Consider the following 22,145-nt stretch of genomic DNA (forward strand, 5'->3'; position numbering starts at 1 on the left):
AGCATGGAAAAAGAGACAGTCCTGAAAATCGAACATATGAATATTGTTTTTACCCAGTATGACAGAGGAATGCATCAGACAGAACTCCCGGTCATCCGGAACCTGGACGTAGAAGTCCGAAGAGGAGAAGTGGTAGCGGTGGTAGGCTCCAGCGGATCCGGGAAAAGTCTCCTGGCCCATGGGGTAATGGGAGTTCTGCCCTATAACGCCCGTATGGGAGGAGATATCCAGTATCTGGGAGAGAAACTTACCAAAGAAAGGATAGAAAAACTCAGAGGAAAGGAAATCGTTATGGTACCCCAGAGCATTTCTTCCCTGAATCCCCTGATGAAGATCGGACCTCAGATACGGAAAGGGAAAAAAGATCCGGCGTCCCAAGAGAAGCTGAAAGCTATTTTCAGACGTTACGATCTGGAAGAAAAGACAGAGGAGCTTTATCCTTTTGAGCTGTCCGGAGGGATGAACCGGAGAGTGCTGATCTCTACGGCAGTGATGGAAGAACCCAGACTGGTCATCGCTGACGAACCTACTCCGGGTCTGGATAAGAAAACAGCAAAACGTGCCATGGAACATTTCCGAAATCTGGCGGACATGGGCGCTGCCGTTCTGGTGATCACCCATGATCTGGAACTGGCTCTGGAGACCGTGGACCGGATTGCGGTATTTTACGGGGGAACCACTATTGAGGAGGCCAGGGCAGAAGACTTCCAGAGAGAAGAGAACCTTCGGCACCCCTATACGAAAGCCTTATGGAGGGCTATGCCCAGGCATGGATTTCAATATATTGAAGGAAGCCAGCCTTATGTGAAAAACCTTCCCAAAGGGTGTATCTTCAGCCCCAGATGCAGCCAGTGCCAGGAGGCCTGCAGAGGAGAAATCCCCTACCGGGAAGTAAGAGGCGGAAAGGTCCGCTGTCTGTATGCCCAATAAAATCCAGGCGGAAAGGTGGAAATAAGATGAAACTGGAAGTCAAGAATCTTTCTTATCAATATACAAAGAAAGGGAGAAAAATCCTGAAGGACTTCAGCCTGACTGTAGAAAACACAGAGCGGGTAGGGCTGGCCGCACCAAGCGGATATGGGAAAACCACTTTGTGCAAGCTTCTTTCCGGATACCTGGAGCCGGATCAGGGGGAAATCCTTCTGGACGGAAAGCCTATATCCTCCTATGGAGGCTACTGTCCGGTGCAGATGATCTGGCAGCAGCCGGAGTTTGCCCTGAATCCCAGACTGCGGGTCAAAGAAGCCATCCGGGAGGGAGATCAGATAGAAGAAAGAATCCTTCGGGAACTTGGGATAGAAGAAGACTGGATGAATCGTTTCCCTGCAGAATTGTCCGGGGGAGAGCTGCAGCGGTTCAGTATTGCCAGGGCCCTGGGAAAGAGGACCAGATTTTTGCTGGCGGATGAGAGCACGACTATGCTGGACCTGATCACCCAGAGTCAGATATGGCACTTTTTGCTGAAAGAGGCAGAGAAGCGGAAAATCGGACTGATCGTAGTCAGCCACGATTCGGAACTGCTGGACCGGGTATGTACCAGGATCATACCTCTGGAAGAGGAAAAGGGAGAACAAAGTGGGCAGGCCCCCTCTTAAATAAAAAACAACCCCCCATGGGGCTTGTGAGAATTTTTTGAAGGTTTTATACTTTAAAAAGTGAATTTACAAAGCTGATAAGGGTGGTAAAGAATGAAAAAATACGCAATAAGACGATTTATACAATTAATCCCGATTCTCCTGGGCATTACCCTGCTGTCCTTCATTCTGACGAATATAGGTACTACAGACGTGATCGATACCATGGAAAGCAATCAGGGCGTGGTCATGTCAGAAGAAGAAAAAGATCAGCTCCGCCAGGAGATGGGCCTGGACAAGCCTCTGGCTCAGCAGTATGTTATCTGGCTGGGTAATGTACTGAGAGGAGATATGGGAGAATCTTTTGTATCCGGGAAAGATGTATTCGATACATTTATATCAAAACTTCCGGCGACGATCTACCTGACGGTCACGTCCATCTTTCTGACCGTATTAATCTCTATACCTCTGGGAATCCTGTCAGCAGTAAAACAAAATAAATTTCTGGATTATCTGATACGGTTTTTGAGTTTCATCGGGAATTCCCTGCCGAACTTTTTTGTGTCTCTGCTGCTGATCTATTTCTTTTCCCTGAAGTTGAAGCTCCTTCCTGTAATGGGAAATAACAGCGGATGGAAAAGCATTATCCTTCCAACCCTGACTCTTGCCATAGCCATGTCCTCCAAATATACCCGGCAGGTAAGAGCCACGGTTCTGGAAGAATTGAACAAGGACTATGTGCAGGGCGCCAGAGCACGGGGGATCCGTGAGAATAAGATATTGACTTTCAGTGTGCTGAAAGCCTCCATGCTCACTATCGTTACCCTGCTGGCCCTGTCCATCGGATCCCTTCTGGGAGGAACGGCCATTGTAGAATCCATCTTTATGTGGGACGGGGTGGGGAAAATGGCGGTAGACGCCATCACCATGAGGGATTATCCCATCATACAGGCCTACGTGATCTGGATGGCGGTCATTTATGTGGTAGTGAATCTGATCACAGATCTGATCTATCATTATCTTGATCCAAGGATCCGTCTGGGACAGGAGGAAGCATAGTGGAAGAAAAGAAGATTACTGTAAGAAAACAGAAAATAAAAAAAGACTATACAAAGATAAAACTGGCCGTTTACGGCGCATTGACTCTTCTGCTCATTCTGGTGGCAGTCTTTGCGCCTTATATAACGCCCTATGATCCTTATGAACAGGACCTTGGCAATGCCCTTCTGGCTCCATGCAGGGAATATCTGCTGGGGACAGACCGGTACGGAAGAGATATGCTCTCCAGGGTGATCATGGGAGCCAGATCCTCTATTTCTTCAGCGGTGCTTCTGGTGGTGATCATCACAGTTGCAGGAAGCATCGTGGGGATTCTCTGCGGCTACTGCCAGGGAAAGCTGGATTCCTTTCTCATGCGTCTCTCAGATATTTTCCTGGCCTTTCCGGGAATGGTCTTTGCCATTGCCGCAGCCAGTGTCATGAGCGGAGGCATCATGAACGCCGTAGCAGCCCTGGCCTTTATATCCTGGCCAAAATATGCAAGGATTGCCAGAAGTCAGGTGCTGACTATAAAGAATGCGCCCTATATTTCGGCGGCCCGGCTGGCAGGTTCCGGGACAGGGAAGATCATCTTAAAACATATTGTCCCCAATATCGTCGGTCCGGTGATCGTAACGGCGGTTCTGGATATCGGGACCATGATGATGGAAATCGCCGGACTGTCGTTTCTGGGTCTGGGAGCTACGCCGCCTACTGCAGAGTGGGGTTCCATGATGAGCAATGGAAGAAGTATGCTCCAGACGTCTCCATGGGTGATCCTGGCTCCCGGCTGCGCTATTTTTCTTACGGTTATGGTCTTTAACCTTCTGGGAGATACCGTAAGGGATATATTAGATCCCAGACAGAGCAGGAGGAACAGATCATGACACAGCCATTATTAGATATGCAGCATGTAGACATCAGTTACGGAGGAAAGCCGGTAGTCCAGGATCTGTCTCTTCAGATGGCACCAGGAGAGATCCTTGGAATAGTAGGAGAATCCGGCAGCGGAAAAAGCACGGTGCTCAAGGCGGCTATGGGGCTGCTGGAAAACTCCGGAGCCGTGACCAGAGGCGATATTTACTATAAAGGACAGAATGTCACCGACAGCAGAGAAAATGAACTCCGAAAGCTCCGGGGACCTGAAATGGGCATGATTTTTCAGAACACAGGGGCCTCCATGTGCCCGATCCGGACCATTGAGGACCAGCTTTATGAAAGTGTTCTGGAACATGAAAAGATCTGCCGTAAAGAGATTAAAGAAAGGGCCCTGAAATTATTTGAGACTATGCGTCTTACAGACGGAGAAAGAATCCTGAAAAGTTATCCCTTTGAACTGTCAGGAGGAATGAATCAGAGAGTGGGGATCATGATGGCCATGGTGCCAAATCCCCGGCTTCTGTTGGCCGATGAGCCTACCAGTGCCCTGGACGTTACTGTCCAGGCCCAGGTGGTGAAAGAGATGATGAAAATGCGGGAGCTCTATGGGACAGCCATTGCCATTGTTACCCATAACATCGGCGTTGTAGAATATATGGCGGATAAAGTGGCTGTCATGTATCAGGGAAAGCTGGTAGAATACGGCAGGAAAGAAGATGTGATCCGCCATCCCCGGGAACCCTATACCAGGAAGCTTATCGGTGCGGTTCCCCGGCTGGACAGAGGATAAAGCTATGGAAAAAATATTGGAAGTAACAAATCTGAAAAAAACATTTTATAAGAATAAAACGCCCTTTACAGCAGTAAATGAGATCAGCTTTACTCTGAACAGAGGCGAATGTCTGGGGCTTGTAGGAGAAAGCGGATGCGGAAAAAGTACTACAGCAAAGATGATCACCCGGCTTTTGGAGCCGGACAGCGGCAGTATCCGTCTGGACGGAGAGGAAATCCTGGGACAGAAAGGGAAAAAGAAAAAAGAGCTGTATACAAAGATGCAGATGATTTTCCAGATTCCCCAGGATTCCTTTGATCCCCGCTGTACTTTGGGAGACGGGATCATGGAGAGCATGCGCAATCACGGCATGAAACGGAAAGACGCCAGAAAAAGGATGTATGAGCTTCTGGAACTGGCAGAACTGGACAAAAGTTTTGTTTCCAGATATCCCCATGAGGTAAGCGGCGGGCAGTGTCAGAGAGCGGCCATAGCCAGAGCTCTGGCTGTAGATCCCAGGATTCTGATCTGTGATGAGGCTACCAGCGCTTTGGACGTTACCATACAGGCCCAGATTATGGATCTGCTCAGCAGACTTCAGAGAGATAGAGGACTGTCTATCCTTCTGATCTGTCATGACCTGGCTCTGGTGCAGAAGCTCTGCCAGAGAGTCCTGGTGATGTATAAAGGCAGTATTATAGAAACGGGTATGACAGATGAGGTGATACGGCATCCCCGGGAAGAATATACAAAGAGCCTTATAGATTCTGTATTTTAAAGTCCAAAGTTTTGCAAAAATCAGCGGAAGGATTATCAGGAAAGGAGAAAAAATGAAACCAAAAAACATATGGAAAAAGGCGTGGGGTGCTGTTCTGGCGCTGACTATGAGCGCCGGACTGCTGGCAGGCTGCGGTTCTTCCGGGGAGGAGGACAGCCAGGATAGATCACAGTCTGAGTCCTCTTCAGGAGAAAAAGTTTTTTATTACGGAGACACCACTTTTAATGCGGAAAATGACGAGTCTGATGTGAACCCTCACAACGGATATTCAGGCTGGGCCTGTATCCGCTATGGCATAGGGGAAACCTTATTCCGCTATTCCGATACCATGGAGCTGGAGCCCTGGCTGGCCACAGAATATGAGAATGTAGATGAAAATACCTGGAGGATTACCCTGAGAGACGGGGTAACCTTCACCAGCGGCAGGGAACTGGATGCCCAGGCCGTGAAGGAATGCCTGGAGCATCTGGTGGAGGTTCATGAGAGAGCTAAAGGGAATCTGAAGATCCAGGAGATCACAGCAGACGGGATGACTCTGACTATCAGGACTACGGAGCCGGTACCGGCCCTGATGAATTATCTGGCCGATCCCTACGGCTGCATTATTGATATGGAAGCCGGCATTACTGATGACGGAAACGTAGTGGGCACCGGTCCATATATTGCCACAGAAGTGGTTACAGATCAGGGACTGACTTTGGTAAAAAATGAAAATTACTGGGATGGGATGCCGAATCTGGACACCATATATGTACAGACCATCAGTGATGGAGATACCCTTACTATGGCTCTTCAGTCAGGAGAGCTGGATGCGGCTTACGGTCTTCCTTACTCCAGTTTGTCCCTGTTCTCAGAAGAGCCCTATACGATTTCTTCTGTAGAAACCTCCAGATCTTTCTTTGCACAGATGAATTATGCCACAGAGGCTCTCCAGGACGAAAGAGTAAGAGAAGCCATTGCCTGCGGCATTGACAAAGAAAGCTTTACAGAGGTACTGATGGAAGGCAACGGTTCCGCCGCTGTAGGCCCTTTCCCGTCAAACTTTACTTTTGGGGACGATGCAGTTACCGCACCGGAATATGATCCGGACAGGGCTAAAGAACTTCTGGCGGAAGCAGGATGGACAGATACGGACGGAGACGGTTATGTGGACAAGGACGGAGAGAACCTGACTATTCGCTGGCTTACTTATCCCAGCCGTCAGGAACTGCCCCTTCTGGCAGAAAGCGTTCAGGCAACTCTGGGAGAGATTGGCATTGACGTTGAAGTAAACAGTACGGCAAATCATCTGGATGTTATTGAAACCGGCGAGTGGGACATCTACGCCAGTGCCTTTGTCTGCGCACCTACAGGAGATCCGGAATACTTCTTTACCACCCACTGCCTGGATTCTTCCACCCACAACAGAGGGGGATATCACAGTGACAGACTGGAAGAGCTGGAAGCCCAGATGAGCACTACTTTTGACGCAGAAGAGAGAGCTTCTCTGGCTGTGGAAATGACTCAGACGATTCTGGACGACAATGCTTTTATCTTTGCTTCCCATCTGCGGATGTCTATTGTTTCAGGAGAAGGGGTCACAGGTCTGGAGGCTCATCCCTGTGACTATTATGAGATAACCGTGGATCTGGATAAAAATTAAAAGGGGCTAATCATATGTACCGTATATTTATCATAGAAGATGATCCGGGGATCGCCCGGGGGATCCAGAAGCAGATGGAGTCCTGGAACCTGGAAGCCCGGTGTGCCTCAGATTTTGAAAAGATCATGGAGGAATTTTCTGACTATCACCCTCATCTGGTCCTGCTGGATATTTCTCTGCCTTTTTACAATGGCTATTACTGGTGCCAGGAGATCCGGAAGATTTCCCGGGTGCCGGTGATCTTTATCTCTTCCGCCTCAGATAACATGAATATTGTTATGGCCATGCAGATGGGCGGGGATGACTTTATTGCCAAGCCTTTTGACCAGATGGTGATGACCGCCAAGATCCAGGCTGTGCTGAGGAGAACTTATGACTACGGAGGAGAGCAGACTTTTCTGGAACATAAAGGCGCTGTTTTAAATATGGCAGACGCTTCTCTATCCTATGAAGGGGAAAAGATCGATCTGACAAAAAACGAGTACCGGATCCTTCAGACCCTTCTGGAAAACAAGGGAAAGATCATCAGTCGGGAGCGGCTTATGGAGAAACTCTGGGAAAGCGACAGTTTTGTAGATGAAAATACTTTAAGCGTGAATGTAAACCGTCTGCGGAAAAAGCTGGAGAAGGCAGGCCTGACAGATTTTATTACCACCAAAATTGGCATGGGGTATCTGATCGGATAAGGAGAGCGGTATGAAAGTTTTGACTGCATATATAAAACAGCACAAAAGAACTGCGGCCTTTTATTTTATAGCTATGGCAGTGTTTTTTGTCCTTTTGTTTTTCTACAGGCTGCCGCCGGCAGCCTGGGCTTACGGGGCAGTGCTCTGTTTGTTTTTTGGTCTGGTCCTGGCAGTGCCGGATTACCTGAGATTCCGGAAAAAGCACCGGGAACTGAGACAGATGGGAGAGCAGCAGGAGATAACCGGTGCAGAACTCCTGCCGGTACCGGAAGGCCTTCTGGAACAGGATTATCAGGATCTGATCGCCAGACTTTGGGAAAAGGAGAAAGATACCCAGGACAGGCAAAACCGCCGGTACCAGGATATGAGCGATTACTATACCATGTGGGCCCACCAGGTGAAAACCCCTATTGCCGCATTAAAGCTGAGCCTGGAAAATGAAGACAGTACCCTGGCCAGAGAAGTACGGGGAGAGGTAGTCCGGATCGATCAGTATGTGGATATGGCCATGTGCTATCTCCGGCTGGATTCTGAGACAACAGATTACGTTTTTGAAGAGTGTGAGATGGATCAGATCCTCCGCCAGGCAGTGCGGAAGTTTTCCTCTTCTTTTATCCAGAAGAAGATCCGGCTGGAATATGAGCCAATGGACTGGAAGGTAGTTACCGATGAGAAATGGCTTCTTTTTGTTATTGAACAGGTACTTTCAAACAGTTTAAAATATACCAGGTCCCAGGGAAAAGTTTCTATAGAAAGAGAAAAAGAACAGATTCTCTGTATCCGTGATAACGGTATCGGCATTGCCCCGGAGGATATTCCCAGGATCTTTGAAAAGGGCTATACCGGCTATAACGGCAGAAGCGACAAAAAAGCCAGCGGCCTTGGCCTGTATCTCTGCCGCCGGATCTGCAGCAATCTGGGGTACCGGATCTGGGCCTCTTCCTCTGTGGGAGAGGGCACTGCAATTTATATAGATCTTAAGAGGCGTCTTACAAAAATGTAAGACCATAACAGGGAAATGTAAGCTGAATCGATGGCGGCACATTTCCCTTAATTGCTATAATGGCCTTGTAAAAAACAAGGAGGAAACAACATGGCGATATTAGAAGTGATAAATCTAAAAAAAACCTATACCACCCGTTTCGGCGGCAGTCAGGTGCGGGCGTTAAAAAACGTAAATTTTACTGTGGAAAACGGAGAATACGCAGCAGTGATGGGCGAATCCGGTTCCGGAAAGACGACTCTGCTGAATATCCTGGCAGCTCTGGACCGGCCCAGTTACGGTACCGTGCTCCTGGACGGACGGGATATTACCAAGCTGAAGGATAAGGAGCTGTCCGGTTTCCGGAGAGATAATCTGGGATTTGTATTCCAGGATTTTAACCTTCTGGATACTTTTTCTGTCCGGGACAATATTTATCTGCCTCTGGTACTGGAAGGAAAACACTACCGGGAAATGGAAGCAAAGAGCCTTTCTGTAGCCCGGAAGCTGGGAATTGCAGACATACTGGAGAAATATCCCTATGAAATCTCCGGCGGACAGAAACAGCGGGCGGCAGTGGCCAGAGCGCTGATCACCAATCCCCGGCTGATCCTGGCGGATGAGCCTACAGGAGCCCTGGACTCCCGATCTACAGAGGAACTTTTGGACCTGTTCTCTGCCATACATGCCGAAGGGCATACCATTCTTATGGTGACCCATTCTGTTAAAGCCGCCAGCCGGGCAGGGAGAGTTCTCTTTATCAAGGACGGGGAGGTTTTTCATCAGCTTTACCGGGGAAACAGCACCAATCAGGAAATGTATGAGAAAATATCCAATACGCTCACTGCCCTGGCGGGAGGTGAAAAGCTGTGAAAAAGAGACTTTATCCAAGACTGGCCTGGCAGGGAATCCGAAAAAACGGGAAAATCTATTTCCCCTATCTGGCGGCCTGTATTTTTGTAGTCATGGTCTATTACCTTATCGGCTTCCTCTCCAGCGATCCTGTGATCCGGGAAATGGAGGGAGGAGCGCAGATGCAGATCATTCTGTCTCTGGGAACAGGGGTCATGGGCATTTTTTCCGTGATCTTTCTTTTTTATACCAACTCCTTCCTCATGAAGAGGAGAAAAAAAGAGCTGGGGCTGTACCATGTCCTTGGCATGGACCGGAAAAACATCGCAGTAGTACTGATCTGGGAAAACCTTATGACTGCAGGGACTTCTCTGGGAGGGGGAATTCTGGGAGGGATTCTCTTTTCCAAGCTGGGGCAGCTTGCCATGATCTATCTGCTGGGCGGGAAGGCAGATTTTTCCTTTTCCATAAACTCTGATATTCTGATCCGTACCCTCAAAACATATGGGGTGATCTTTCTCCTGCTTCTGGCCTATAGGATCCTGCAGATATTCCGGACCAGACCTCTGGATCTGCTGAAAAGTGAAAGCCTGGGAGAACGACCTCCAAGAGCCAACTGGCTGTCGGCAATCCTGGGGGCGGTGCTTCTGGGAGCAGCTTACGGCATGGCTGTAACGGTTAAAGAACCTGTTACCATTATTTGGCTTTTCTTTGTGGCGGTGCTTATGGTGATCGGAGCTACCTATCTGCTTTTTATGGCTGGTTCTGTTACTTTATGTAAAGTATTGAAAAAGAACAAAAAATATTACTATAAGACAAACCATTTTGTATCGCTGTCTTCCATGATGTTCCGTATGAAGAGGAACGGCGCCGGCCTGGCCTCCATCTGTATTCTGTCTACTATGGTCCTGGTTATGGTGTCCGGCACTGTCAGTCTGTTCCTGGGAACCGAGGACAGTCTTCGCTCCAGATATCCCAGAAATCTGGTGGTAAATACGCCGTCTCTGGAAGATGGGGTTGTAAGCCAGGTAAACCAGATTGTAGAGGGTGCTTTGGAAAAATACGGTGTCCGGGAAGAAAATGTCCTTCACTACCGGCAGCTGGTGATGTCCGGCATGGCAGAAGGAAACAGGATGATCCTGGACTACGCAAATAGTGGGGAGTTTTCTTATACAGAGTATGAAAATGTCCGCCAGATCATGGTAGTACCTGTGGAAGACTATAACCGGATCATGGGAACAGATGAGACCCTGGACAGACAGGAGGTCCTGGTATGCAATACAAAGACAGACTGGCAGGAAAATTATCAGGAACTGATCCTGGAAGGAATGGGTACCTGGAAGATCAAGGATCAGGTAGAATTTGTAGATAACGGCGTAGACGCCATGCAGATCATCCCTACCACCTATCTCTTTGTATCGGACGTAAGTGTGATGGAGGAAATGTATCAGAGTTATCCTAAGGCCGGGGAAGCGTTTGAATTCTGGAATTACTATGGAACAGACCTGGACTGCAGCGATGAGACCCAGAGCCTTATTTCCCAGGAGATCAGCGCAGGACTTCAGAGCCTGGGAGAACAGGATCCTGCTTTTTCCGGAACTACTGTAGAGTGTGTAGGGGTAGAGCGGATGGATTTTTATTCTACGTATGCAGGACTGTTCTTCCTGGGGATCCTGCTGGGCATCGTGTTCCTTCTGGGGATGGTGCTGATCATGTATTATAAGCAGGTGTCAGAAGGCTATGAAGACCAGAGCAGATTTGAGATCCTCCAGAAGGTAGGCATGACCGAAAGGGAAATCCGGAAAAGCGTCAATTCTCAGGTCCTTACGGTGTTTTTCATGCCCCTGATCTGGGCGGGGATCCACACAGCCTTTGCTTTTCCGATGATCTACCGGCTGCTGCAGCTTTTCAGTCTTCACAATATGTGGCTTCTTATCGGAATCACCGGAGGATGCTTCCTGGGATTCGGACTGGTGTATGTGCTGATGTATCTGCTGACGTCAAAAAGCTATTATAAGATCGTCAGGGGCGGAAGTTTTTCTTCACGTAGGCAGAGGGGGTAAGCCCCGTACACTTTTTAAAGATTTTACTGAAATAATACGGGGTGTTTCCGCAGCCAACCAGCTCGGCAACATCCTGTATTTTTTCGCCTCCGCTGGAAGCCAGGATTTCCTTTGCTTTCTGAACACGGAGATTCATAAGAAAACCGGAAAATTTTTCGCCGGTTTCTTTTGTAAAGCAGCGGCTGACATAACTGACATTCATGTAAAGATAGTTTTCCGAGATCCATTTCAAGGTCAGATCCGGGTTCTTGTAATGCTCCTGGATATAGTCTATGAGTTTCGTAATAAAAGGGCTGTACTGCCGGGAACTGAAAGAAGAAACGGATATGACTTTCTGGATATAGTCCAGGACCAGAACCGGGATTTGTGCCATATTTTCTTCTTTGTGCAGGTTGTAAAGGAAATCTGTGATCTCAGGAAGGATCCCGGAGGGCAGATGGGTTCCCAGGGAAATAATAATATTATCTGCAAGCTGCAGGAGAAAATCCTTGTTGGAGACGGAGGTCAGAATGCTTTTCAGCTCCCGCAGACTGCTTTCACGTTCCTCGGAATTTCCGGCAGAGAGCAGAGGAACAAGATGGTTTATCTTTTCCACAATCTGTCCGTAGTTAAAGGTGGGAACTTTTCCGGTGCCTTCAATGAAATACATGATGTCATAGCGCTTTATTCTTTTGATCAGCATAGTCAGCAGAGATTTAAGATCCGGGTATTTCTGCCGCTGATAATCAACGGAAACGGTCTCGCCGGGAAAGGATACTGACTGAAAATAAGCATCCAGTTCCTCATAGGAGGATTCTCCGTTAGTAAAGAAAAACAGAAGAATATTTTTGATATATATGAGGTAAACCTCTGTATCCGGCATACTTTCCTGGCGGAAAGTATGGAATTCTTTCAGACAGAGATCCAGATTTTTTTCTTCCAGATAATAGACACAGCAGAACTGATAAGGGACATTTGTCAGATCCAGATAATGCTCGTAGGACTCAAAAAAAGAATCCGACAGAGAGATTAAAGATACGCCTTCCCGGATCATGTTCTGGATCAGTGTTTTATGGAGATCTTTCAGTAAAGCTCCGTTTGGACCTTTTTCACTGTCTCGCTCAGAGACTGCCTGATAATAATCCCTGGTTACATCCTGGATACAGTCAATAATCTGCTCTTCCGTGCAGGGCTTCAGCAGATAATGACGAACGCCGCATTTCATGGCTCTTTTTGCATAGTCAAATTCTCCATAGCCGGACAAGATGATAAACTGGGTATTAAGATCTGTACGGCTGATCCGTTCAATCAGCTCCAGTCCTGAAATGCCTGGCATCCGGATATCGGTCATAACAATATCCGGACACTCGTCCAGAATGGTGTGATAGGCGTCTACTCCGTCGGTACAGGTGCCGATAAGCCGGATATCATATTTTTCCCAATCAATAATATTGGCAATAGCCTGGCAGATCATTTCTTCATCATCTACAATCAGCAGTTTTAACATATTCTTACTCCTTTTTTTTACAGGAAATGCGGATCTCAGCTACCGCACATTCTTCATAGGTTTCTTCATCTTCAATATTATAAAGCAGCAGTCCGTAGGGCTCTCCGTAAGTCAGCTGAAGCCTGCGGTGGATATTCAGGATACCGATACCAAATCCGTGAGGCTGTATTTCGCCGCTCTGCAGTTTCTCCATGCAATTTTCTTCAAAGGAAGATCCGGTATTGGTGATCCGGATGATCAGCAGCCCCAGGACTTCCCTGCAGACAATGGAAATATAGCAGGTTTCTGAAGATTCTTCCAGGCCGTACCGTATGGCGTTTTCCAGCAGAGGCTGAATGGTGAATTTGGGTATGAAAACTCCCAGGAGATCGGAAGGCACATCTGCGGAAAAATCCAGCCGGCGCTGATAGCGGATTTTCTGTATGGTAATATAGTTGTTTACGATCTGCATTTCCTGATCCAGAGTAAAATCTTCAGAATTTTTTCCAAGAGAGAAGCGCAGCAGACTGCCCAGAGCTGTGGTGATCTGAGAAATTTCTTCGGACTTGATCATTTTCGCTCTCCAGTTAATGGATTCCAGAGTATTGTAGAGAAAATGAGGATCCATCTGGCTTTCCATAGCTTTTAGCTGGGCTTCCTTTTTTAAAATCTCGTTTACATAATTTTCCTGGATCAGAGTCTGGATCTTTTCTACCATAGAATCAAAATTTTTATAGAGAAGGCCGATTTCATCTTCCTGGTATTTTCTGGGCGCCTCCGGCACCTGGTAGTTTCCTTCTCCAAAACTTTTCATATTTTCCATCAGCCGGTCAAAGCGATAGAAGATGGCAAGTATGACTTTTACAGCCAGATAGCTGACCACAGCCAGAGCAGCCACCATAATAAGCAGGAAGAGCCTTCCTGATAAAGTGACGGTTTTGTAAACAGAACTGTACGATACGGTAGAAATATAATCCCAGTCATAGAGAGGGATTTTTCCCCGGACGGCGAATAAGGTCTCTTTGCCGGCTTTTTCAATTCCGTAATCTCCCGACAGATCTTTGGAAAGTTCCACTGCCTGACGGTCGGAGAGTGTGCTTCCATTATAGATCAAAGCATCGCCGTCAAACAGGAGACAGGACATATCATCATAATCTGAGTGGGAACTGACTGCCGTCTCAGTAAGAGCGGCGGGGTTCAGAGAAATGATCAGAACTCCTAAAGGCTCCAGGCTCAGTTTGTCGATTTTTCGCAGTTCCTTTACAATAAATATTCCATACTGGGATCCGAAGTCGGGTACCACAGTAGTAGCCCCCTCCCGGCTCTGGGCTCTGGCGATCAGGGAGGAGCGGAGCTGGTAGGGAACTTCCATAAAAGAGGACAGGGAAGTGGAAATGATCTCCTGATCCTGGATAATGGACATATAGGAAATAGAATCATTCTGAAAGGCAAAGAGATAGCCGGATAATTCATTATAGATCCTGGTGTTGTATATCTGCCGCTGTGATCCCTGCTCTAATTCTTTCATTTCTTCCAGATTGGTCTGGATCACCTGGCTGGCTAAAATCGAGTCTATGATGGAATCCACAGACTGAAGCTGACTGGAGATATCCGAGGCTGCATAGGTCATGGAAGCAGCAATAGACTGATACAGCCTTTTTTCATAAGATCTGGATGTAAAGGCCATAGTCGCCAGTCCGGAAAGAAAAAGAATAAAAAATCCGGAAAATATAACAATCAGTATTTTGTATTTCAGACTCAGGTCATAGAAGCACCTGTCAAGAGTTTTAAAGGGGTTTTTGCGTATGTTCATCAGTATTTTCCTCCACTGAAATTATAGATTATGAAAAAAGAAAGCACAATTCTTTTCAGTTCCGGGGAATAAATAAAGTAATGAAATTACTGGAAAAGTCATTTTCTTACAGGCAGCAGTAAAAAAATTGCGAAAGAAAGTCATGTTTCTAAATTTCTTTTCGTCATTTTTTTGCTTATAATTGGGTTATCCAAAAACAAAGATGCATCTTGAACAAAAATTATGGAGGAATGTAAAGTGAAAAAGAAATCTTTAAAGAAAGCAGCAGTTCTTGCCATAGCAGGCGCTATGGCGGTAACATCCCTGGCAGCATGCGGTGGCTCCGGCAGCGGAAAGGATAGCGAAGGAGGAAGTTCTGATTCCCTCACAATGGCATGGTGGGGCAATCAGGTAAGAAACGAGCGCACCCAGCAGGCTCTGGACGCATACAAGGAAGAGAGCGGCATAACAGTAAGCGGACAGTTCTATCAGTGGGGCGATTATTGGAGCAAAATGGCAACCTCTGCAGCAGGAAAGAAAATGCCGGATGTGATCCAGATGGATATGTCTTACATTCAGCAGTATGTAGATAAAGGACAGCTTCTTGATCTGACACCATATATTGAAGACGGAACCCTGGATACCTCCAATATTTCAGAAGACATTGTGAATATGGGTAAAGTAGGAGACGGTATCTATGGCATTGCTGCCGGAACCAGTGCTTCCTGTATGTTTTATAATAAGACCCTTTTAGACGAGCTGGGAATCACCATTAATGACAACATGACTTTGGACGAATTTATTGATATTTCTAAACAGGTATATGAGGAGACCGGATATCGTTCCAACCTGTACCACTATGGCCTGTATATGGATATGTATGCAAGAGCCAACGATATCCAGGCCAGCGACAAATTAGGGGGCGACAGCGCAGATGACTACCTGCCATACTTTGAAACACTGGAGACCGGCATTAAAGAGGGATGGCAGATCTCTCCAAGCCAGGCGGCAGATACAGACAGTGTAGAGGAAGATCCTATGGTATACGGGTCAAATCCGGATAACATGACCTGGTGCACCATTAACGGTTCTGCACAGCTTACCGCATATCAGGCAGCAGCACCGGAAGGAACAGAGATTGCTCTGACGACTATTCCTACAACCGATCCTCAAAAATCCAACTATGTAAAACCTGCTATGTACTTTTCTGTAAGTGCAGATACAGCCAATCCGGAAGAAGCTGTAAAACTGCTGAACTATCTGACCAACTCTGAGACAGCCTATGATATTCTGCTTGCAGAAAGAGGCGTACCTGCTTCCACAGCTATTTCTGAGGCGATCATGGACAAATTAAGTCCTGCAGAGCAGGAAAATGCAAACTTTGTAAATAATGTGATCGCACCGAATTCCAGCCCGATGCCTCCGTTCCCTGTAGAAGGAAGCACAGAGGCCCAGGATCTTTTAAGAAAACTGGAAGAAAAGGTAAAATACGGAGAATATACAGCCCAGCAGGCTGCAGATGAATACTTCACAGAAGCGAATAAAATGCTTCAGGGTGAATAAAGAAAACCAGGCTTGGAGCCGCTGCCCTTTGCATAAGGCGGCAGCGGCTCTTTTTGTGCGATACGCCCGGCAAGCGGCTGCCGTGCTTGCACGAGCAGACATCTGGTAAAACTCCGATGATGAGAAAGGAGAAATGGTTTTTTCATGAATAAAAGCAGTAAATTTTATCGGTTTATAAATAAAGAAAAAAATGTAGGCGTGATCTTCTGCCTGCCCTTTATTGTCGGCTTTCTGGTGTTTCTGATCGTACCTATGGGAATCTCATTGTATTATTCCTTCTGCGATTACGACATACTGTCTCCGCCGGAATTTGTGGGATTAAAGAACTACATAGAAATGTTTACCCAGGATGAAGTATTCTGGCACTCTGTAAAAGCAACCTTTTATTTTGCTCTGGTATCTGTGCCTCTTCGTCTGATCTTTGCGCTGCTGGTAGCCATGATCCTTGTACGGCCCACGAAAGCAACAGGATTTTACAGAGCTGCCTATTATCTGCCTTCGATTATCGGGGGTTCTGTTGCTGTGGCGATCCTGTGGAAAAGAATGTTTGCACCGGACGGCGTGATCAACAGCCTTTTAGGACTGATCGGAATTGATACAAACTTTGCATGGCTCAGTGACACAAGAACAGCAATCTGGACTCTGATCATTCTGGCTATCTGGCAGTTCGGATCTTCTATGCTGATCTTTCTGTCTGCTTTAAAGCAGATACCCAAAGAATTATATGAAGCGGCTGATGTAGATGGTGCAAATAAGTTCACAAAATTTTTCAAGGTTACCCTGCCTCTTCTGACACCGACGATTTTCTTTAATCTGGTTATGCAGATCATCAACGGATTCCTGGCCTTTACCCAGAGTTTGATCATTACCCAGGGAAAACCTATGGATACCACACTTTTCTATGCGGTATATATGTATCAGCAGTCCTTTAATTTCAATCAGGCGGGATATGCATCTGCAATGGCATGGGTAATGCTGCTGCTGATCGCAGTGATCACCTTTATTTTATTTAAGACCAAAAGATTCTGGGTTTATGAACAGGAGTGATAGAAGTGAAAGCGAAAAAAAGAACAGGTACGATTATTTATCATATTTTAGTATGCGGTTTCGGACTGCTGATGCTTTATCCGCTGTTTTGGATGTTTATGAGTTCTTTTAAAGACACCAATACCATCTTTACAACGGCCAGAAGTCTGATCCCGGATCCTTTTACTCTGGAAAACTATGCAAATGGATGGAAGGGATTTGCGGGGGTATCTTTTGCTACCTTCTTTAAAAATTCTCTTTTTGTAGCAGTTTTAGGCACGATCGGTACGCTGGCTTCTTCTGCCTGTGTGGCCTTTGGTTTTGCCAGATGTCAGTTCAGGGGGAAGAAACTTCTCTTTGGCGCTATGCTGGCTTCTATGATGCTGCCGGGACAGATCCTGATGGTTCCCCAGTATCTCTGGTATGAGAAGCTGGGCTGGGTAGGAAGCTTTGCGCCTCTGATCGTTCCTTTCTGTTTTGCGATTCAGGGATTCTTCGTTTATCTGATGATGAATTTTATCCAGGGGATTCCGAGAGAGCTGGACGAGGCGGCAAAGATTGACGGCTGCTCTTATTATGGGATCTTCGGAAGGATCATTCTTCCGCTGATGTCCCCGGCTCTTATTACCGGCGCTATTTTCTCCTTTATGTGGAGATGGGATGACTTTATGTCTGCTTTGCTTTACATTGATGATCCATACAAATATCCGGTGTCTCTTGCACTGAAACTGTTCTGTGATCCGGGATCTTCTTCCGACTACGGAGCAATGTTCGCTATGGCTACTTTGTCGATCATCCCCATTGTACTGATCTTTATTTTCTTCCAGAAATATCTGGCAGACGGAATCGCTACATCAGGCTTGAAAGGATAATATCATATTATGAGAAATTGGGAACAGGCGTGGCTGGCTTATCAGCCCAATGAAGACTATAGAGATAAGAATATTTTCCGTTCCTATTATACAAAGGAGTACGGAAACTGCTGCAAAAGAGCAGAAGAGGAGATAAGTATCGCTTCAAAAGCTCTTTTTGGTACAGAATCAGAAAAAGTTTCAGAAAAGGAAGAAGCAGGGATCGTCCTGGAAAAAAATCCTGGGCTGTCAACGGGAGAGGAAGGCTATTTTATACAGGTATCAGATTCTCAGGCAGTGATTCAAAGCGCAGGAGAAAAAGGAATTTTATACGGGACTTTCCGCCTTCTTTTCATGGCTTCTGCAGGTGAAAGCATCCGTGGTCTGGAAATCAGAGAGAAGCCGGAAAATCCTTTCCGGATGCTGAACATGTGGGATAATATAGACGGTACTATAGAGAGAGGTTATGCAGGGAACTCTTTTCTCTATGAAAAAGGAGAAATCCAGATCACGGACAGGACCAGAGATTTTGCCCGGCTTATGGCCTCTGTGGGAATCAATGCCATTGCTATCAATAATGTAAACGTGAGAGACGGGGCAGAGTGGCTGATTACCCGGCGCCACAGAGAAAAATTAAAAGCCCTGGCTGAAATCCTGGGAGACTATGGGGTATCCATGTATCTGTCCATTGATTTTGCGGCGCCTATGACTATAGATGGCCTGGCGCTCAGCGATCCGCTGGATTCCCAGGTAAGACAGTGGTGGAAAGAGAAAGCCAGAGAACTGTTTGAGGATATTCCCAATCTGGGGGGATTTCTGGTGAAAGCAGATTCCGAAGGCCGTCCCGGACCTTTTGCCTATGGAAGAAACCATGCAGATGGGGCCAATATGCTGGCAGAAGCCGTACAGCCTTATGGAGGAACTATTATCTGGCGGTGCTTTGTATACAACTGCCAGCAGGACTGGAGAGACGAGAAGACAGACAGAGCAAAAGCGGGATATGACAATTTTGCTCCTTTGGACGGAATGTTTGCAGATAATGTGATCCTTCAGATCAAGAATGGTCCTATTGATTTTCAGGTAAGGGAACCGGTCCATCCTCTTTTCGGACATCTTTCCAGGACAAATCAGATTCTGGAAGTTCAGGCAGCCCAGGAGTATACAGGACAGCAGATCGATGTGTGTTACCTGGTTCCTATGTGGAAAGAAGTTTTGGATTTTACTACCGGATGTGGAAAGGAACAGGATACGGTAGCAGACATTGTGTCGGGCAGGACTTTCGGACAGGTACGCTGCGGCATGGCGGCAGTATCTAATACAGGAAAGGATCCAAACTGGACAGGCCATGACCTGGCTGGAGCCAATTTCTTCGGATTTGGCCGTCTGGCCTGGAATTCTTCTCTTGACAGTGGAGAAATTGCCAGAGAATGGACGAAACTCCAGATCACCAGAGATCCTCAGGCTGTGGAACTGATCACAGGAATCCTTCTGCGGTCCAGAGAAGTGTATGAAAAATACACAGCGCCTCTGGGAATCGGTTTTATGGTGAATCCCTCCTATCACTATGGACCAAATCCGGAAGGGTATGAATATTCTCCCTGGGGAACTTATCACCGGGCGGATCATCTGGCTATCGGTGTGGACAGAAGCGATACAGGAACCGGATACAGTGAGCAGTATTTTGAGAAAAACGCCTGTGTTTATCGGAACAAAGAAACCTGCCCGGAGAATCTTCTCCTGTTCTTTCATCGGCTGCCCTATACCTATCGGCTCTCTTCGGGGAAAACTCTGATCCAGCATGTGTATGATACCCATTTTGAAGGATATGAGGACGTAGAGAAGATGGAACAGGAATGGATTTCTCTGGAAGGAAAGATCCCGCAAAAGATATATGAAAGAGTGAAAGAGCGGTTTGACCGCCAGAAAAAGAACAGCAGAGAATGGCGGGATGTGATCAACAGCTTTTTCTACCGCAAGTCCATGATTCCTGATGAAAAGGGACGGAAATTATATTAAATAAATGATACAGAATGCTCTCATACAGATTTTGGCCAGTCTGGATGAGGGCATTTTTTCTTTTGGGGGAAATCTATATCTTATGAATAGTCGCCGCAGGATACTTGTGTTATACTTAAGGCTATATGAGAGATATGATAAAGAATCAGACAAGGAGCGTATCAGTTTATGACAGTCACTGTGGTAAAAAAACTGAATCCATATTTTGAAATCATCGGCCTTCTCTATGACAGCGTCCGTCCGGAATCTGCGGAAGAGGAAGCATGGAAAAAGTCTGCCCGGAACCGGGGACTAAATCCGGAAGAGCTTAACAGGAAGATAGGGCCTGTTATAAGAAAATACCATGCTGCTTTTCAAAAATACAGGACAGGCAGGGAGATGGAAGACTTTGACTTTTTCTTTTTGCATGAGGAACCGGAGTTTGCCCTTTTTTTCCAGAGTATCTGCGGAGAACATCCGGAATGGTTTGCGAAAGAACTGAAAGAGGAACAGAAAGGCGAGATTCAGCTGGCTTTTCTCCAGGAATTTTCAGAAGAAGAGAAGATCACAGAGCCGCCGGCCTTTGAGATAATGGTAAGAATCCTGGAAAGGGCCGGTTACAGTGGCGGTCTGGGATGGAAGTTCCTGCTTTTTCTTCAGGAGCCGGTGAAAAAACTGCAGAATCTTTCCCGGATCTTAAAGGCAAATTTCTCTGCATTTGAAAAAGCAAAAGAAGCCGTTCAAAAGCCGCTGGAAAAGTTGATGGAAGATTTTCAGGAAGGTATGGAAAAGGAGTATCTGATCGCTAAAATTTCCGGGGTTGTTACAGCTTTTCCAACCTTGGTATGCCCGGGAGCAGAGGTCATCAGTTCAAATCCGGAAAGCACCACAGCCTATATCGGGCTGTTTGTAAAGGAGATCTATAAAATGCTGGAAAAGAGCAGAAACAACAGAAAACATCTGCTCCCTGTGCTGAAAGCTCTCAGTGACAGCAGCAAATTTGAAATCCTTCAGTCTCTGCTCATATCTCCAAAATACAATCTGGAGATCGCAGAGGAATTAAAACTATCGCCCCCTACTGTGTCCCATCATATGAGCGTGCTTTTGGAAAACGGACTGGTAGATGTGGAGAAAAAAGAGGGAAAAGTATATTATACTCTTTCCAAAGAAAGGCTCAGAGAAGCGGTGGGAGAACTGGAGAAGATTTTTTCTATATGATGAGGAGGCCCCGTAACTGACAAAAGAAGCAATGGCGGGGCCCTCTTGTAACAAATGGACAGGGGAAAGCAGCAGATAATATCTTGCAGCAGGTCTTGTCGGGCCAGCAGGCACCTCGGCTGTACCATTCAGTTTAGTGTGAGAGTACGGTTCAAATCCCAGAAATCCAATCTTAACCGTTCAAATATGTTTATTAGTACGGTTCCAACACAAAAAATCAAATCTTAACCGTCCCAATTATAAATAGGTACGGTTCTATAGTCAAAATGTATTTTCCAACCGTAATTTTTTAAAATATGAAACGTGTTTTAGCAGAAAGGGGAACTTATATGGCAAATCTTAAAGAGAGATTACTAAAAGAGCAGAACAGACTGGAGAAAATATTAAGAAAAGCGGAGAAACAGTTGAAAGATGCTCCTCTGGGGACAATGCGTCTGTCCAGTAGTAAGAACCAGGTTCAATATTATCACTGTATGCCGGGGGAATAGAAAAATGGCAGGTATCTTTCGAAAACAGAAGAGCAACTGATCCAAAGGCTTGCTCAGAAATTTTATGATGAAAAGGTGGCAAAGCTGGCAGGAAAAAGACTGGCGCAGATCAGAAGAATAACGAAAGATTATGAGGAAGATGAGATTGAGAAATTATTCTCAGATGAGCATACAGAAAGAAAAAAACTAATCAGTCCCATTGTGTCTACCTGGGAACAGAGGATAGAAAAGTGGGGATCTGAAGATTGCCTATAAATATGAATGTCCCCTTCATCTGAAAGGATATGGGATCGTTTATCCGGATTTTACATTTTTATCAAGAAAAACAAAACAGGAAATTTATTGGGAGCATGACGGCAGAATGGACGATCCCGGGTATGCCCAGAACGCAGTCCGAAAAATCCTGGCATATGAGGAAAACGGAATATATCCCGGTGAGAGCCTGATTCTTACTTTTGAAACAGAAAAAAACGTATTGAAT

The 22,145-nt window shown here is 46.4% G+C and carries 20 protein-coding genes; 18 read left to right on the plus strand and 2 right to left on the minus strand.

Going from position 1 to position 22,145, the window contains the following annotated elements; translation table 11 throughout:
* The first annotated feature begins 3 nt into the window (after positions 1 to 3).
* The 11 genes from B5G00_RS06110 to B5G00_RS06160 all read left to right on the plus strand — a co-directional run bounded on the left by B5G00_RS06110 (position 4) and on the right by B5G00_RS06160 (position 11,266).
* A complete protein-coding gene (locus B5G00_RS06110; protein WP_087270095.1) occupies positions 4 to 930 on the plus strand; it encodes an ABC transporter ATP-binding protein in 927 nt (308 codons plus the stop codon).
* Between the two features lie 26 nt (positions 931 to 956).
* Positions 957 to 1,595: an ABC transporter ATP-binding protein gene (locus B5G00_RS06115; protein WP_087270098.1), complete on the plus strand. Its 639-nt coding sequence runs from the start codon at positions 957 to 959 to the stop codon at positions 1,593 to 1,595.
* A gap of 93 nt (positions 1,596 to 1,688) precedes the next feature.
* The gene (nikB, locus tag B5G00_RS06120; protein ID WP_087270101.1) at positions 1,689 to 2,633 is read left to right on the plus strand and encodes a nickel ABC transporter permease; all 945 of its coding nucleotides are present in this window, start codon (positions 1,689 to 1,691) and stop codon (positions 2,631 to 2,633) included.
* Positions 2,633 to 3,499, plus strand: a complete 867-nt coding sequence (gene nikC / locus B5G00_RS06125) for a nickel transporter permease (RefSeq protein WP_242971293.1) — start codon at positions 2,633 to 2,635, stop codon at positions 3,497 to 3,499. Before nikB ends, nikC begins: the two co-directional genes overlap by 1 nt.
* Positions 3,496 to 4,281, plus strand: a complete 786-nt coding sequence (locus B5G00_RS06130; protein ID WP_087270105.1) for an ABC transporter ATP-binding protein — start codon at positions 3,496 to 3,498, stop codon at positions 4,279 to 4,281. The genes nikC and B5G00_RS06130 overlap by 4 nt, the downstream gene beginning before the upstream one ends.
* Before the next feature lie 4 nt (positions 4,282 to 4,285).
* The gene (locus tag B5G00_RS06135) at positions 4,286 to 5,041 is read left to right on the plus strand and encodes an ABC transporter ATP-binding protein (RefSeq protein ID WP_087270184.1); all 756 of its coding nucleotides are present in this window, start codon (positions 4,286 to 4,288) and stop codon (positions 5,039 to 5,041) included.
* Between the two features lie 52 nt (positions 5,042 to 5,093).
* Positions 5,094 to 6,683, plus strand: coding sequence for an ABC transporter substrate-binding protein (locus B5G00_RS06140; protein WP_087270108.1), 1,590 nt, complete (start codon positions 5,094 to 5,096; stop codon positions 6,681 to 6,683).
* 14 nt (positions 6,684 to 6,697) lie between these two features.
* Positions 6,698 to 7,369: a response regulator transcription factor gene (locus tag B5G00_RS06145; RefSeq protein ID WP_087270111.1), complete on the plus strand. Its 672-nt coding sequence runs from the start codon at positions 6,698 to 6,700 to the stop codon at positions 7,367 to 7,369.
* Between the two features lie 10 nt (positions 7,370 to 7,379).
* On the plus strand, positions 7,380 to 8,372 hold the full coding sequence (locus B5G00_RS06150) for a sensor histidine kinase (protein WP_087270114.1): 993 nt from the start codon (positions 7,380 to 7,382) through the stop codon (positions 8,370 to 8,372).
* Positions 8,373 to 8,462: 90 nt separating this feature from the next.
* Positions 8,463 to 9,224 (plus strand): ABC transporter ATP-binding protein, encoded by a 762-nt coding sequence (locus B5G00_RS06155; protein ID WP_087270116.1) that lies wholly within the window; start codon positions 8,463 to 8,465, stop codon positions 9,222 to 9,224.
* A complete protein-coding gene (locus B5G00_RS06160) occupies positions 9,221 to 11,266 on the plus strand; it encodes an ABC transporter permease (RefSeq protein ID WP_087270119.1) in 2,046 nt (681 codons plus the stop codon). Before B5G00_RS06155 ends, B5G00_RS06160 begins: the two co-directional genes overlap by 4 nt.
* On the opposite strand, the gene B5G00_RS06165 is transcribed toward B5G00_RS06160, so the two are convergent.
* Together B5G00_RS06165 and B5G00_RS06170 are read right to left on the minus strand one after the other, a co-directional pair.
* Positions 11,226 to 12,752, minus strand: coding sequence for a response regulator transcription factor (locus B5G00_RS06165; RefSeq protein ID WP_087270122.1), 1,527 nt, complete (start codon positions 12,750 to 12,752; stop codon positions 11,226 to 11,228). The genes B5G00_RS06160 and B5G00_RS06165 overlap by 41 nt on opposite strands.
* 4 nt (positions 12,753 to 12,756) lie before the next feature.
* The gene (locus tag B5G00_RS06170; RefSeq protein WP_087270125.1) at positions 12,757 to 14,544 is read right to left on the minus strand and encodes a sensor histidine kinase; all 1,788 of its coding nucleotides are present in this window, start codon (positions 14,542 to 14,544) and stop codon (positions 12,757 to 12,759) included.
* Positions 14,545 to 14,781: 237 nt separating this feature from the next.
* On the opposite strand from B5G00_RS06170, the gene B5G00_RS06175 reads away from it, so the two are divergent.
* The 7 genes from B5G00_RS06175 (at position 14,782) to B5G00_RS19275 (ending at position 21,919) form a co-directional block, all read left to right on the plus strand.
* Positions 14,782 to 16,086 carry an ABC transporter substrate-binding protein gene (locus B5G00_RS06175; RefSeq protein WP_242971294.1) on the plus strand — a complete coding sequence of 435 codons (1,305 nt, stop codon included), beginning with the start codon at positions 14,782 to 14,784 and terminating at the stop codon, positions 16,084 to 16,086.
* Between the two features lie 144 nt (positions 16,087 to 16,230).
* A complete protein-coding gene (locus B5G00_RS06180; protein ID WP_087270131.1) occupies positions 16,231 to 17,133 on the plus strand; it encodes a carbohydrate ABC transporter permease in 903 nt (300 codons plus the stop codon).
* A 5-nt stretch (positions 17,134 to 17,138) separates the two neighbouring features.
* Positions 17,139 to 17,984, plus strand: a complete 846-nt coding sequence (locus B5G00_RS06185) for a carbohydrate ABC transporter permease (protein ID WP_242971295.1) — start codon at positions 17,139 to 17,141, stop codon at positions 17,982 to 17,984.
* Positions 17,985 to 17,993: 9 nt separating this feature from the next.
* A complete protein-coding gene (locus B5G00_RS06190; protein ID WP_206423775.1) occupies positions 17,994 to 19,979 on the plus strand; it encodes a glycoside hydrolase family 20 zincin-like fold domain-containing protein in 1,986 nt (661 codons plus the stop codon).
* 168 nt (positions 19,980 to 20,147) lie between these two features.
* Entirely contained in the window at positions 20,148 to 21,176 is a 1,029-nt protein-coding gene (locus B5G00_RS06195; RefSeq protein WP_087270136.1) for a metalloregulator ArsR/SmtB family transcription factor, read from the plus strand.
* 329 nt (positions 21,177 to 21,505) lie between these two features.
* Entirely contained in the window at positions 21,506 to 21,664 is a 159-nt protein-coding gene (locus B5G00_RS19270) for a hypothetical protein (RefSeq protein ID WP_242971296.1), read from the plus strand.
* A 75-nt stretch (positions 21,665 to 21,739) separates the two neighbouring features.
* On the plus strand, positions 21,740 to 21,919 hold the full coding sequence (locus tag B5G00_RS19275) for a hypothetical protein (protein ID WP_242971297.1): 180 nt from the start codon (positions 21,740 to 21,742) through the stop codon (positions 21,917 to 21,919).
* Positions 21,920 to 22,145 lie beyond the last annotated feature (226 nt).

Source organism: Blautia sp. An46, assembly GCF_002161645.1.
Lineage (GTDB): Bacteria > Bacillota > Clostridia > Lachnospirales > Lachnospiraceae > Blautia > Blautia ornithocaccae.